This window comes from Agrococcus sp. GCM10030265, assembly GCF_042666675.1.
Lineage (GTDB): Bacteria > Actinomycetota > Actinomycetes > Actinomycetales > Microbacteriaceae > Agrococcus.
This window is the reverse complement of the sequence record NZ_JBHTCZ010000004.1, coordinates 382,020-394,881: the sequence shown is the minus strand read 5'-3', so window position 1 is coordinate 394,881 and position 12,862 is coordinate 382,020. Positions and strand designations below refer to the sequence as shown.

The following is a 12,862-nucleotide window of genomic DNA, read 5'->3' as shown; positions in this document are numbered from 1 at the left end:
GGACGCCGTCCCCGACGTCGACGCGTCGCTCGCGGCCTCAGGCCGCGGCCGGCTCGGCCAGCGGCTCCGGCGCGACCGCAGAGTGGAACGCGGGATGCGCGACGACGAGCGCGATCGCGAGCGCCAGCGCGGCGACGCACGCCACGAACGGCGCCGACGTCGACGCGGCGAGCAGCGCCGTGCCCGCGGCGGGCCCCGCGACGGCCCCCAGCACGCCCGCCACGCCCATGACGCGCTGCGACGCCGCACGGCCGCCGAGCACGAGCGTCGCGGTGCGCGCCGCCCCCGACAGCGCGAGCCCAGCGCCGATGCCGCCTGCGACGACGGCGACGAGCATCGTCACGACGTCCATCGCGGGGACGAGCACCACGAGCGAGCCGGCGAGCAGCGCCACGCCCACGCGCAGCAGCACGCGAGGGCGCTCGGACGCGCGGGCGATGAGCGACTGCGCGACGACGGCGGCGAGGCTGCCGACGAGCAGCATGCCACCGGTCGCGAACCCCGTGGTCGCAGCGTCGAGCGCGAGGCGCTCCTGCAGCACGAAGCCCAGCACGACCTGCACGCACGCGACGCTCGAGAGCACGACGAGCGCCACGACCGCGAAGGGCCACGAGCGGGCGTCGACGACGCGGGCTCGCTCGGCGGGCGCCGTGGGCAGCGCGACGGGTGCGACGGGCCCCCAGAGCGCCACGGCGAGCGCCCCGGCCGCGAGGATCACGGGGGCGGCGAGCAGCGGCACGAGCGCCCCGAACGCCGAGAGGAACCCGCCGAGCGCGACGCCCATGACGACCGCGACGCCCTGCACCGTCGCGATGCCGGCGAGCGCACGAGCGCGAGCGGCGCCGTCGACCGCCGCGGCGATGACGACGCGCGCGGCGGGCGCGATCGCGGCGAGCGAGGCGCCGAGCGCGATGCCGCGCAGGACGAGGATGGCCGCGACGAGCATCCACCCCTCGACGAGCCCGCGGGCGCCGAGCATCGCGAGCGTGCCGAACGCCGCCATGGCGACCGCCGCGAGCGCGAGCGCCAGCACCATGGGACCGCGCGCGCCGTGTCTCGCCATGCGGCGCATCCATGCGGGTGCGGCGAGCAGCATCATGACCGCCGAGAGCGCGACCGCGAGGCCGACCTGCCACGGCGCGAGCCCGAGCTCGCTCGCCATGGGGGCCGACGTCGGCTGCACCGACATCTGCGCGAACGCCGACAGCAGCACGGCGGCGAGCACGGCGACGACCGGTGCGGGAACGCGCACGGGACTCTCGGCGGCCATGGAGCCTGCGACTCTCGATCGGTGGTAGAACGTCGTTCGATTGCACGGTACCGCGAAAGCGAGGCGTCGTCACCCCTCGAGCGTGCGCGCCGTCATGGCCGAGCGCCCGCCATGGTCCAGACTGACCACGACGGACGGAGGCGGGCATGCCCGACGAGGCACCATTCCACGTGGGGCTGACGCCCGAGCGCGTCGTCGACGTGGCCGTCGCCCTGACCCGCGAGACGCACCTGCTCGGATGGTCGGTGCGCGACCTCGCCCGCAGGCTCGACGTCGCCGCATCCGTGCTCTACCACCACGTCGGCAGCAAGGACCTCATCGTGCGTCGCGTCGTCGAGCGCGTGCTCGGCGCCATCGACCTGCCGAGCGACGACCTCTCGTGGCAGGACTGGTTCCGCGGGCTCATCCTGCCGGCGCGCGCCGTGATCGGCGCGCATCCCGGCGTCGCGAAGTGGCTGCTGCTGCACGGCCCCACGCTCACGCTCACCGTGCCGACGGTCGAGTCGGGCGTCGCGGCGCTGCAGCGCGCCGGCCTCGGCGACCATGCGGCGCTCGCCTACGCGACGCTCGTCAACAACACGCTCGCCGCCATCGCGATGGGCGACGACCGCCGCCTCGTCGAGGACGACGGGCCCCGCGACCACGCGGCGATGCTCGCGAGCATGGAGTCGAGCACGAGCGAGGCGATCGCGCTCATCGCCGCGACCCTCGTCGAGCCGTTCCTCGGCGAGGCGGAGGACGTCGCCGCGGCGGACGACGCGTACTTCTCCTTCATCCTCGAGACGACGATCGCCGGGCTCGAGAGCCTGCACGCGCGCGGCTGGCCCACCGATCGGCCGGGCCGCTGACGCGGATGCCGGATGCGCGCGCCGTGCGGGCATGGCTCGCGCGCGACCCCGTCGTCATCGCACCGCTGCTGCTCGGCGCGACGATCGCGCACGAGACGAGCGAGGGCCGCGTCGTCGTGCGCATCACCGAGGTCGAGGCCTACCGCGGCGCCGACGACCCTGGCGCGCACTCGTTCCGCGGCCGCACCGCGCGCAACGCGACGATGTTCGGCGAGGCGGGCCACCTCTACGCCTACTTCACCTACGGCATGCATCACGCCATCAACGTCGTCGCTGGCGACCACGAGGGCTTCGGGGTGCTGGTGCGGGCGGGCAGCGTCGTCGACGGCGAGCCGCTCGCGAGGGCGCGGCGCGAGGCGAGGCCCAGACGCTCCCCCATCGTCGAGCTCGCGCGCGGGCCGGGGAACCTGGCGCAGGCGCTCGGCGCGACGCTCGCCGACGACGGCGCCGACCTGCTGGGAGGCGGGCCGTGGTCGCTCGACGTCGGCGCGAGCCTGCCGACGCATCCGCTCCCCCACCGCACGGGCCCGCGCGTGGGCGTCTCGGGGGTCGGCGGCGACGCCGAGCGCTTCCCGTGGCGGTGCTGGCTGCCCGGCGAGCCGAGCGTGTCGGCCTACCGCGCGGCCGCGCCGCGCAGGCCCCGTCAGGCGACGTAGACCTTCGTGAGCGTCTCGTGCACCGTCCACTCGGTGCGCTCGCCGGCGCCGAGCGTCACGAGGTCGCCCGGGGCGACGTCGAACGTCTCGCCGCCGCCCACGCGGATGCTCGCGCGGCCCGAGAGCACGACGAAGGCCTCGTCGACCTCCACGTCGGTCGCGACGCCCACCGTCATGCGCCACACGCCCACCTCGACCTCGCCCGCCGTCGCGAGCGCGACGGCGCCGGCCTCCGGCGAGCCCGCCACGACCTCCGTCGCCGGGAGCGGCTGCAGCGGCACGGGCACGTCGGCGAGGCGCACGACCCGGCTCACGAGTCGAAGCCCAGCCCGAGCGCGTCGAGCGTCTGCAGCAGCGCGTTGCGACGACCGGACTGGTGGTCGGCGCGATCGAGCGACCAGCGCGTCGCCTGGATGCCCGCGGACGCGAACGGCTCCGGCGGGAACGGGATCGCCGGCTGCCGCACCATCTGCAGCTCGGTGCGCTCGGTCTCGATGCCCGCGAGCCGGTCGAGGCACACGTCGGCGGCGAAGCGCGTCGCCGCGACGCCGAGCCCCGTGAAGCCGTTCGCGTAGGCGACCCTCCCGCCGCGGGCGAGGCCGTACTGGGCGCAGAAACGCGTCGACGTGTCGATGACGCCCGCCCAGCGGTAGGCGAAGCGCACGTCCTCCAGCTGCGGGAAGGTGGTGAGGAAGTGCGCAGCGAGCCGGTCGTACGACGCCTGCCTGCGCTCGTGGTGCGGGCGGATGCGGCCGCCGTAGAAGTAGACGGCGTCGTAGCCGCCCCACACGATGCGGTCGTCGGCCGTGAGCCGGTAGTAGTGGAACTGGTTCGCCGCATCCGAGATGCCCCGACGGGAGTCCCACCCGATCGCCGCCTTCTGCTCGGCGGTGAGCGGCTCGGTCGCGAGCACGTAGTCGTAGACCGGCACCGTCGAGAGGCGATCGCGCCGCAGCAGGCTCGGAAACGCGTTCGTCGCGAGCATCGCGCGCGGCGCGCGCACGCTGCCGCCGCCCGTGCGCACCGTGACGCCATCGGCATCCGTGTCGATCGAGACGGCCTTCGAGCGCTCGAAGAGCTCGACGCCGCGGTCGGCGCACGCGCGAGCGAGCTCGTGCACGAGCCGACCGGGGTGCACGAGCGCCGTGCCCGTGCGGTCGAGGTAGCCGCCGAGGTACGTGGGCGAGTCGAGCTCGGCGCGCGTCTGCGCAGCCGAGAGGAACACGCCGCGCTCCTCGACCGCCTCGGTGCGCAGCCACTCGAGCTGGTGCGGCTCGGTCGCGACCGTGAGCGAGCCCGTGCGCTCCCACTCGACGTCGAGCGCGAGGCGCTCGACGTCGGCCTGCATGCCGTCGAGGTTCTCCATGCCGAGGCGCTCGAGCTCGTCGAGCTCGGCGGGCCAGCGCGACTCGCCGTTCGACCGCCCGTGCGTCAGCGACGCGTCGCAGAAGCCGCCGTTGCGGCCCGACGCGGCCCATCCGAGCCGGTGCGCCTCGACGACCACGACCTTCGTGCCGGGCTCGCGCTCGACGGCCTTGAGCGCCGTCCACAGCCCGAGGTAGCCGCCGCCGACGACGACGAGGTCAGCGCGCACGTGCGCCGTGAGTCGCGGATGCCGCGGGGCGGGCATGTCGAGCCACACCGAGCCCTCCTGCGCGGGGGCGAGCGCTCGGGCGACGAGCGCCGGGTCGACGGCTGCGTCGAACGTGGTCTCCATGAGCGGAGCCTAGGGCAGCGGCAGCCCTCCGCGGCGGGCTCCGCGGTGGGCGGCGATCACGGCAGGAGGCGCGCCCGCGGCGCGGGGGCGAGCGGGATGCGGGCGAGCAGCAGCGCCGAGACGGTGCCGGCGACGGCGAGCGCTGCGAGCAGCAGGTCGAGGCCGAACGTCATGATCGCGAACGGCGGCGCGATGAACAGCACGAGCGCGACGACCGTGCGCCACGCCGACGGGGCATCCGGCAGCGCCTGCACGCGCTCGAAGCGCACGAGCGGGATCGACAGGAGGGACACGACGGCGAGCACGAGCAGGAAGGCGGGGATGCGCTCGAGCCACCACTGCGCCGTGCCGGGCGTCGACAGCGGGAAGGGCAGCACGAGCTGCACGCCGATCATCACCATGATGAGCGGCAGGTGCCACAGGTACACCGTCATGAGGCGCGAGCCGAGCAGCAGCACGACGCCCTGGGCGGGCCGCAGCCGCATGAGCGCCGTGAGCGGTCGATGCAGCAGCTGCAGGAGGCAGGCCTGCGCGATGCCGAGGAGCAGCAGCGGCACCGTCGGCGGGAACTGGTTCGAGAGCATGTTCGTCGAGTAGTCGCCCACCCGCACGACGACCGCGAGCACGCCGTACGTCGCGACCACGATCGCCGCGAGCTGCCACCAGCGGCGGGCGGCGAACCATCCGTCGTGCATCCAGAAGCCCAGCTGCTGCACCGCGAGCCACACGAACGCGACGTTCGGCAGGCCCGCGAGCGGCTCGTCGACGGCGATGCGCACGGCATCCGTCGCGCACGCGAGCGCGACGAGCGTCGCGAGCGTCGCGGCCGGGCGGCGCTCGTGCCACTCGAGGAGGAACGGCGCGAGCGCCTGCGCGAGCATGTACGACGCGAGGAACCACAGCGGCGACCCGACGCCGACGGCGACGCCGTCGACGAAGGCGGGGTCGACGGGCAGCAGCGCAGCGATGCCCAGCACGACCGCGAGGAAGACGAAGAGCGGCAGCGACGGCCGCGCGAGGCGCGCGAGGCGCACGCGCGCGAAGTCCTCGGGATCGTCGCCGCGCCGGCGACCGCTCTGGAGCCCCACGGACGACGCGAAGCCGCCGACGACGAAGAACAGCGGCATGATGAGGCCGAACCACGTCGCGACGGGGAACCACGGCTGCAGCTCGAGGGTGCGCTCGAGCGCGATGCCGTCGTCGGTGACCGAGACGCCCGCGAAGAGCAGGTGCACGACGATGACGAGCAGCACGCACACGACGCGCGCGAGGTCGAGCGTGAGGTCGCGCTTGGCGAGCCTCGCCTCGGCGGTGGCGCGTTCGTCGGTGGTCACGCGGTCACTCTAGAGCCGGGATGCCGCACGCCGGCCGTTGCCATGACGCCGCGACGCGCGTGCCACGGGTCGGGGCTCGCATACCCATACCCCCTTGGGGTATGCTGACTCGCATGGAGCAGCACGCGCACGGCTACGCCGACGACAAGCAGGCGATCCTCCGCAGGCTCAAGCGAGCAGAGGGTCAGGTGCGCGGCATCGCGCGCATGGTCGAGGAGGACACGTACTGCATCGACGTCCTCACCCAGGTCTCCGCGGCGACCAAGGCGCTCGAGACCGTCGCGCTGCAGCTGCTCGACGACCACCTGGCGCACTGCGTCGCCGAGGCCGCGAGGTCCGGCGGCACCGTCGCCGACGAGAAGATCCGCGAGGCGAGCCAGGCCATCGGCCGGCTCGTCCGCTCGTGACGAGAGGGAGCATCCCCATGCAGCAGGACGTCGAGATCACCACGACCCCCCGGGCCCCCGAGCAGTCGGGCGGATGCTGCGGCGGCGGATGCTGCGGCGGCGGCGGCGCCGACGAGGCACCCGCCCGGACGCAGGACTTCGCCGTCGCCGGCATGACGTGCGGGCACTGCGTCTCGGCGGTGCGCGAGGAGCTCGGTGCCATCGAGGGCGTGCGCGGCGTCGAGGTCGACCTCGTCGCGGGCGGCACCTCCACCGTGCGCGTCGACGCCGACGGCCCCCTCGACCTCGCGGCCGTGCGCGCCGCGGTCGACGAGGCCGGCTACGCGCTCGTCGACTGATGGCAGCCGAGGTCGTCGACCTCGAGATCGAGGGCATGACCTGCGCGTCGTGCGCCGCTCGCATCGAGCGGCGCCTCGGCCGCATGCCCGGCGTCGAGGCGACCGTGAACTACGCGACCGAGGTCGCCCACGTCACGCTGCCCGAGGGCACCACCGTCGCCGACGCCATCGCGACCGTCGAGGCCACGGGGTACGGCGCATCCCTGCCCGAGCCCGAGCGGCAGCGCTCGGACGCGCCGCTCGTGCGACGCCTGCTCGTCGCCGCCGTGCTCGGCACGCCCGTCGTGGCGATGGGCATGGTGCCCGCGCTGCAGGTCGCGGGCTGGCAGTGGCTGTCGCTCGCGCTCGCCACCCCCATCGCCCTCTACTCGGCGTGGCCCTTCCACCGCGCGGCCGTCGCCGCCCTGCGGCATCGCGCGACGACGATGGACACCCTCGTGTCGATGGGCGTCGCCGCCGCCTTCCTCTGGTCGCTGTGGGCGCTCGTGTGGGGCGGCGCCGGCGCGCCAGGCATGCACATGGACGGGCTGCTGTCGACGGGCGAGCACGCGGGCCTCTACCTCGAGGTCGTCGCGGCCGTCACGGCGTTCCTGCTCGCCGGGCGGCTCATCGAGCATCGCGCGCGGCGCGGCTCGGTCGACGCGCTGCGCTCCGTCGCACGCCTCGGCGCCCGCGAGGCCACGCGCCTCACGGGCGCGGGCGAGGAGCGCGTGCCGGTCGAGTCGCTCGCGGTCGGCGACCGCATCCGCGTCGTGCCCGGCGAGAAGATCGCCGCCGACGGCGTCGTCGTCGATGGCGTCTCGACCGTGGACGCGTCGCTCGTGACGGGCGAGTCGATGCCCGTCGAGGTCACCGAGGGCTCGGCGGTCGTCGGCGCGACCATCAACGGCGCCGGCGTGCTCGTCGTGCGCGCCACCGCCGTGGGCGGCGACACGGAGCTCGCCCGCATCGCCCGCCTGCTCGAGCAGGCGCAGGAGGGCAAGACGGCGGTGCAGCGCATCGCCGACCGCATCTCCTCGGTGTTCGTGCCCGTCGTGGTGGGCCTGTCGGTGCTGACGCTCGTCGGCTGGCTCGTCGCCACGGGCGACGTGCAGCGCGCGTTCACCGCGGCGATCGCGACGCTCATCATCGCGTGCCCGTGCGCGCTCGGCCTCGCCACCCCCACGGCGCTGCTCGCGGGGACGACGACGGGAGCCGAGCTCGGCATCCTCATCCGCGACGCGCGCGTGCTCGAGGCCGCGCGGCGCGTGCGCGTGCTGCTCGCCGACAAGACCGGCACCATCACCGCGGGGCGCATGCGCCTCGATGCGACCGTCGCCGCCGACGACGAGGACGCCGACGAGGTGCGGCGCGTCGCCGCGGCGCTCGAGCGCGGCAGCGAGCATCCCATCGCACGCGCGATCGTCGCCGCGGCGCCGGATGCGCGGGCGGCGTCGCGCGTGCAGGCGGCGGCGGGCATGGGCATCCACGGCGTCGTCGGCGACCGTGCCGCGCAGGCGGGCTCGGCCGAGTGGATCGCGAGCGCGTGGTCGGCTCCCCTGCCCGCACGGCTGCAGGCGGCGCTCGACGAGGCGCAGTCCCGCGGTGCGACGACCGTCGTCGTCGCGTGGGACGGCGCCGCGCGCGGCGTGCTGGCCGTGCGCGACGAGGTGCGGCCCACGAGCGCAGCAGCCGTCGCGCGCCTCGCACGCATGGGCGTGCGCGTCGCGATGGTGTCGGGCGACAACCCGCGGGCGGCGCACGCCGTGGCGCGGGAGGTGGGCATCGCCGACGTGACGGCGGCCGCGACGCCCGCCGACAAGGTCGCCGCCGTGCGTGCCGCGCAGGCGGGCGGATCCGTCGCCATGGTGGGCGACGGCGTCAACGACGCCGCGGCGCTCGCCGCGGCCGACCTGGGCATCGCGATGGGCACGGGCACGGATGCCGCGCAGCACGCGGCCGACGTCACGCTCGTGCGCGGCGACCTCGACGCCGCCGCCGACGCCATCGCGCTGTCGCGGCGCACCCTCGCGACCATCCGCCTCAACCTCGTGTGGGCGTTCGCGTACAACGCCGTCGCGATCCCCGTGGCGATGGCCGGCCTGCTGACGCCGATGCTCGCCGGGCTCGCGATGGCGCTGTCGAGCGTGCTCGTCGTCGGGTCGTCGCTCACCCTGCGGCTCCATCGCCCGCGTCGCTGACCGACGCGGCGCGGCCGGCTACGCCCGCAGGTCGTCGAGCAGCGCGTCGACGCGGATGCGGATCTGGTCGCGCAGCGACCGCACGGCGCTCGATCCGAGGCCGGCGGGATCCTCGAGGTCCCACGACTCGGTGCGCTGCCCGTCATGCAGCGGCGGCGCGTCGCACAGCATCGTCACGACGAGGTCGGCGCGCGAGAGCACCTCGCTCGTGAGCGGCTTCGGGAAGCCGGGATGCGCGACGCCCACCTCGACGAGGGCGTCGGCGACCGACCGCAGCACCGACGCCACGGGGCGCACGCCCGCGGACGCGGCGACGACCCCCGCGTCGGAGGCGCGCACGAGCGCCTCCGCGAGGATCGACATGCCGTCGTTGCGCGTCGACAGGAACAGCACGCGCGGCACGCCTGGCGCGACGGTCGCGTCGAGCGCGTCGAGGCGCTGCGACGCGAGGTCGATGGCGCGCTCGTCGAGCTGCTCGTGGCCGGCGTCGATGGCGGCGAGCAGGTCGCGCGAATGGTGGGCGAGCGTGGCCACGACGCCCGCGTCGAGCGTCGGATGGGCCGTCGCGAGCGCCGCGGCGGCCTCGTCGAACGTCGCGGGCTCCTCGGCCCGCCTGCCCCGCCTCGTGCGCATGCTCCCCAGCATGCCTCAGCCCATCCGTGCGGCGTCGGCATCGGCCTCGTCGGGCGCGTGGCGCTCGAGGAAGTCGTACAGCTCTGCGTCGTCGACGCCGGGATAGGTGCCGGACGGCAGCGGCGCGAGCGTGTGCTGATGCATGCGCGCGCTCGCCCACGCCTTCGTGCGCCAGCGTTCGGCGATGTCGGGCGCGGGCTGCGAGCAGCACGTCTTGTCGGGGCAGCGCGACTGCTCGCGGCGCTGCGTCGACGCGCCGCGGAACCACTTCGCCGTGTCGAAGGGCACGCCGACCGTGATCGAGAACTCGCCGTCGGTGCCGGTGCCGGTCTGCGACGAGCACCAGAACGTGCCGGAGGGCGTGTCGGTGTACTGGTAGAACTCCGTCGTGCGGGACGCGCGGTCGAAGGCCGTGCGCGCCGCCATGTGCCTGCAGACGACCTGCCCCTCGATGGCGCCCGAGGCGTCCATCGGCAGCGGCAGGCCGTCGTTCTCGTAGGCGCGCATGAGCGCGCCGTCGTCGCCGACGCGCAGGAAGTGCACCTGGAGGCCGAGGTCGACGGTCGCGAGGTTCGTGAAGCGCATGGCCGCCGACTCGTGCGTGACGCCGAAGGCGTCGCGGAAGTCCTCGACGGCGATGTTGCGCTCCTTCTTCGCGCGGTGCAGGTACTCGACCGACGCGGTGCGCGGCATGAGGGTGGCGGCGGCGAAGTAGTTGATCTCGAGGCGCTGCTGCAGGAACTCGCGGTACGACGTCGGCTCGGAGTGGCCGAGCAGCCGGTGCGCGATCGCCTGCAGCGCCATGGAGCGCAGCCCGTGACCGCCGGGGATGGAGGCGGGCGGCAGGTAGATGCGGCCGTGCTCGAGGTCGGTGACCGAGCGCGTCGAGTGCGGCAGGTCGGTGACGTAGACGAGCTCGAAGCCGATGCGCTGCGCCATGTCGGCGACGGCGCGGTGCGTGAGGGCGCCGCGCTCGTGGCCGACGGCGGCGAGCTGCTCCTCGGCCAGCGCATCCAGCTCGGGCATCGCGTTGTCCTGCTGCTGCATCTGCAGGCGGATGGCCGTGGAGTCGCGGCGTGCCTGCTCGGGCGTCGCGATCGCCTCGCGCGAGCGGCGGTCGAGCTCGCGCTGCAGGCCCACGAGCGAGCGAAGCACCTCGTCGGGCATCGTCTTCGACGCGCGCACGTGCGGCAGGCCGAGCCGCGAGTACACGGCTCCCTCCTGCAGGCGCTGCAGCTCGAGCTCGAGACGCGAGCGCTCGGTGGGCGGCTCCTCCGAGAGCAGGTCGGTGGTCGTGACGCCGAGCGCGGCGGCGATGGCCTGCAGCTGCGACAGGCGCGGCTCGCGCTTGCCGTTCTCCATGAGCGAGAGCTGGCTGCCCGCGAGGCCCACGGCATCGCCGAGCCCGTCGAGGGTGAGGCCCGCCCGCCCGCGGAAGTGCCGGATGCGGTGGCCGAGGACTGCAAGATCGCTCACACCGCCACCTTAGCGAAAGAACCGCACAACCTTCCGGCCGGATCTCGGCACGCGACGGCGAAATCCGGCGCATGGTGGAAGACATGACGATCCTTCCCCCGCCTCCGACGTCCGGCGCCTCGCCCGCGAGGGCCGCGCGCACCCTCATCGGCGCCCCCGAGGGCACCGCCGCCTCGGTCGTCGAGTGGGTCGCGAGCGTCGCTCGCCTCACCGAGCCGGCACGCGTCGAGTGGTGCGACGGCTCCGAGGCCGAGTTCGCCTCGCTCGTCGACACGATGCTCGAGGCCGGCACGATCGTGCCCGTGCCGAAGCGTCCGGGCAGCTACCTCGCGCGCAGCAACCCCGACGACGTCGCGCGCGTCGAGGACCGCACGTTCATCTGCTCCGTCGACGACGAGGACGCGGGCCCCACGAACCACTGGCGCGACCCCGAGGCGATGCGCGAGACCCTCGGCGGCCTCTTCCAGGGCGCGATGCGCGGTCGCACGATGTACGTCATCCCCTTCTCGATGGGCCCCGTGGGCGGGCCGATCTCGAAGCTCGGCATCGAGCTCACCGACTCGCCGTACGTCGTCGCGAGCATGCACGCCATGACGCGCGTCGGCACCGACGTGCTCGAGGCCATCGCGGGCGGCGAGGAGTGGGTGCCCGCCGTGCACTCCGTCGGCGCGCCGCTCGCCCCCGGCCAGGCGGACACGGCATGGCCCTGCAACACGACGAAGTACATCTCGCACTTCCCCGAGACGCGCGAGATCTGGTCGTTCGGCTCGGCGTACGGCGGCAACGCGCTGCTCGCGAAGAAGTGCTTCGCGCTGCGCATCGCCTCGGTGCAGGCGCGCGACGAGGGCTGGCTCGCCGAGCACATGCTCATCGTGCGCATGACCCACGACGACGGCCGGCGCATCCACCTCGCCGCCGCGTTCCCCTCCGCATGCGGCAAGACGAACCTCGCGATGCTGAAGCCCTCGATCCCCGGCTGGCACGTCGAGACCATCGGCGACGACATCGCATGGATGCGCACGGGCGCAGACGGCCGCCTGCACGCCATCAACCCCGAGAACGGCTTCTTCGGCGTCGCCCCCGGCACGTCCGAGGCGACGAACTCGACGGCGATGGCGATGCTCGAGCGCGACACCATCTTCACGAACGTCGCGCTCACCGACGACGGCGACGTGTGGTGGGAGGGCATGACGAAGGAGGCCCCCGCCTCGCTGACCGACTGGCGCGGCCAGCCGTGGACGCCCGAGTCGGGCACGCCGGCGGCGCATCCGAACGCGCGCTTCACCGTGCGCGCGACCCAGTGCCCCTCGCTCGCCGACGACTGGGATGCGCCCGAGGGCGTGCCGATCGACGCGATCGTCTTCGGCGGGCGTCGCCCGTCGCAGGTGCCGCTCGTGATGCAGGCGCGCGACTGGGAGCACGGCGTCTACGTGGGCGCCACGATCTCGAGCCAGCAGACGGCAGCCGCCGAGGGCCCCGTCGGAGCGATCCGTCGCGATCCGTTCGCGATGCTGCCGTTCTGCGGCTACGACATGGGCGACTACTTCCGCCACTGGCTCGACGTCGGCCAGCGCCTCGGCCGCGACGCGCCCGCGATCTTCAGCGTCAACTGGTTCCGGCGCGACGAGGACGGCGGGTTCCTGTGGCCCGGCTTCAGCGAGAACGCGCGCGTGCTCGACTGGATCGCAGGACGCGTCGCCGGCACGGCGCAGGGCGTCGACACCGCGATCGGCGTGCTTCCCGCCGAGGGCGCGCTCGACGTGTCCGGCCTCGACCTGCCCGAGGGTGCGCTCGACGAGCTGCTCGCCGTGGATGCACCCGCATGGCTCGCCGAGCTCGTCGACGTCGACGCGTTCTTCGGCCAGTTCGAGCGCCTGCCGTTCGGCCTGCGTCGCCAGCTGAACCACGTGCGGTGGCGCCTCGAGCAGCAGACGGCTGCAGCGCCCGAGACGGCGCTCGCCGCCGCCTGATCGCTCGCCCATCGGAGCCCCGACCGCGTCGTG

Annotated in this window: 12 protein-coding genes; 6 read left to right on the top strand and 6 right to left on the bottom strand. The window is 74.4% G+C overall.

What is annotated here, in order from left to right:
* Positions 1 to 37: 37 nt before the first annotated feature.
* Positions 38 to 1,270, bottom strand: coding sequence for an MFS transporter (locus ACFQPP_RS13600; protein ID WP_376917180.1), 1,233 nt, complete (start codon positions 1,268 to 1,270; stop codon positions 38 to 40).
* A gap of 146 nt (positions 1,271 to 1,416) precedes the next feature.
* Here ACFQPP_RS13600 and ACFQPP_RS13595 point away from each other — a divergent pair, with 146 nt between their 5' ends.
* On the top strand, positions 1,417 to 2,118 hold the full coding sequence (locus ACFQPP_RS13595; RefSeq protein WP_376917179.1) for a TetR/AcrR family transcriptional regulator: 702 nt from the start codon (positions 1,417 to 1,419) through the stop codon (positions 2,116 to 2,118).
* A gap of 5 nt (positions 2,119 to 2,123) precedes the next feature.
* Positions 2,124 to 2,774 (top strand): DNA-3-methyladenine glycosylase, encoded by a 651-nt coding sequence (locus ACFQPP_RS13590; RefSeq protein ID WP_376917178.1) that lies wholly within the window; start codon positions 2,124 to 2,126, stop codon positions 2,772 to 2,774.
* Here the strand turns inward: ACFQPP_RS13590 and ACFQPP_RS13585 are convergent.
* Genes ACFQPP_RS13585 through ACFQPP_RS13575 form a run of 3 tightly spaced genes read right to left on the bottom strand, consistent with a single transcriptional unit; the run spans position 2,762 to position 5,825 of the window.
* Positions 2,762 to 3,088: a cupin domain-containing protein gene (locus ACFQPP_RS13585; RefSeq protein WP_376917177.1), complete on the bottom strand. Its 327-nt coding sequence runs from the start codon at positions 3,086 to 3,088 to the stop codon at positions 2,762 to 2,764. The genes ACFQPP_RS13590 and ACFQPP_RS13585 overlap by 13 nt on opposite strands.
* Positions 3,085 to 4,491, bottom strand: a complete 1,407-nt coding sequence (locus ACFQPP_RS13580; protein ID WP_376917176.1) for an NAD(P)/FAD-dependent oxidoreductase — start codon at positions 4,489 to 4,491, stop codon at positions 3,085 to 3,087. Before ACFQPP_RS13580 ends, ACFQPP_RS13585 begins: the two co-directional genes overlap by 4 nt.
* A 56-nt stretch (positions 4,492 to 4,547) precedes the next feature.
* On the bottom strand, positions 4,548 to 5,825 hold the full coding sequence (locus ACFQPP_RS13575) for an acyltransferase (RefSeq protein WP_376917175.1): 1,278 nt from the start codon (positions 5,823 to 5,825) through the stop codon (positions 4,548 to 4,550).
* A 113-nt stretch (positions 5,826 to 5,938) separates the two neighbouring features.
* Between ACFQPP_RS13575 and ACFQPP_RS13570 the strand changes: the two genes are divergently transcribed.
* From ACFQPP_RS13570 to ACFQPP_RS13560, 3 genes are read left to right on the top strand one after another with little or no spacing between them, the layout of a single operon-like run.
* Positions 5,939 to 6,232, top strand: coding sequence for a metal-sensitive transcriptional regulator (locus ACFQPP_RS13570; protein WP_376917174.1), 294 nt, complete (start codon positions 5,939 to 5,941; stop codon positions 6,230 to 6,232).
* Between the two features lie 17 nt (positions 6,233 to 6,249).
* On the top strand, positions 6,250 to 6,570 hold the full coding sequence (locus tag ACFQPP_RS13565; RefSeq protein WP_376917173.1) for a heavy-metal-associated domain-containing protein: 321 nt from the start codon (positions 6,250 to 6,252) through the stop codon (positions 6,568 to 6,570).
* Complete coding sequence (locus ACFQPP_RS13560; RefSeq protein ID WP_376917172.1) at positions 6,570 to 8,750, top strand: heavy metal translocating P-type ATPase; 2,181 nt, start codon at positions 6,570 to 6,572, stop codon at positions 8,748 to 8,750. Before ACFQPP_RS13565 ends, ACFQPP_RS13560 begins: the two co-directional genes overlap by 1 nt.
* A gap of 18 nt (positions 8,751 to 8,768) precedes the next feature.
* On the opposite strand, the gene ACFQPP_RS13555 is transcribed toward ACFQPP_RS13560, so the two are convergent.
* Together ACFQPP_RS13555 and ACFQPP_RS13550 are read right to left on the bottom strand one after the other, a co-directional pair.
* Positions 8,769 to 9,383 (bottom strand): low molecular weight phosphatase family protein, encoded by a 615-nt coding sequence (locus ACFQPP_RS13555; protein ID WP_376917171.1) that lies wholly within the window; start codon positions 9,381 to 9,383, stop codon positions 8,769 to 8,771.
* 15 nt (positions 9,384 to 9,398) lie between these two features.
* Positions 9,399 to 10,859, bottom strand: coding sequence for a helix-turn-helix domain-containing protein (locus tag ACFQPP_RS13550; RefSeq protein ID WP_376917170.1), 1,461 nt, complete (start codon positions 10,857 to 10,859; stop codon positions 9,399 to 9,401).
* 83 nt (positions 10,860 to 10,942) lie between these two features.
* On the opposite strand from ACFQPP_RS13550, the gene ACFQPP_RS13545 reads away from it, so the two are divergent.
* Positions 10,943 to 12,829 carry a phosphoenolpyruvate carboxykinase (GTP) gene (locus ACFQPP_RS13545; protein WP_376917169.1) on the top strand — a complete coding sequence of 629 codons (1,887 nt, stop codon included), beginning with the start codon at positions 10,943 to 10,945 and terminating at the stop codon, positions 12,827 to 12,829.
* The last annotated feature ends 33 nt before the right edge of the window (positions 12,830 to 12,862 follow it).

What these genes read in the sequence shown, in the direction of transcription:
- ACFQPP_RS13600 (WP_376917180.1), bottom strand. Translation starts at nt 1,270, where the DNA reads ATGGCCGCCGAGAGTCCCGTGCGCGTTCCCGCACCGGTCGTCGCCGTG.
- ACFQPP_RS13595 (WP_376917179.1), top strand. Translation starts at nt 1,417, where the DNA reads ATGCCCGACGAGGCACCATTCCACGTGGGGCTGACGCCCGAGCGCGTC.
- ACFQPP_RS13590 (WP_376917178.1), top strand. Translation starts at nt 2,124, where the DNA reads ATGCCGGATGCGCGCGCCGTGCGGGCATGGCTCGCGCGCGACCCCGTC.
- ACFQPP_RS13580 (WP_376917176.1), bottom strand. Translation starts at nt 4,491, where the DNA reads ATGGAGACCACGTTCGACGCAGCCGTCGACCCGGCGCTCGTCGCCCGA.
- ACFQPP_RS13570 (WP_376917174.1), top strand. Translation starts at nt 5,939, where the DNA reads ATGGAGCAGCACGCGCACGGCTACGCCGACGACAAGCAGGCGATCCTC.
- ACFQPP_RS13565 (WP_376917173.1), top strand. Translation starts at nt 6,250, where the DNA reads ATGCAGCAGGACGTCGAGATCACCACGACCCCCCGGGCCCCCGAGCAG.
- ACFQPP_RS13560 (WP_376917172.1), top strand. Translation starts at nt 6,570, where the DNA reads ATGGCAGCCGAGGTCGTCGACCTCGAGATCGAGGGCATGACCTGCGCG.
- ACFQPP_RS13555 (WP_376917171.1), bottom strand. Translation starts at nt 9,383, where the DNA reads ATGCGCACGAGGCGGGGCAGGCGGGCCGAGGAGCCCGCGACGTTCGAC.
- ACFQPP_RS13545 (WP_376917169.1), top strand. Translation starts at nt 10,943, where the DNA reads ATGACGATCCTTCCCCCGCCTCCGACGTCCGGCGCCTCGCCCGCGAGG.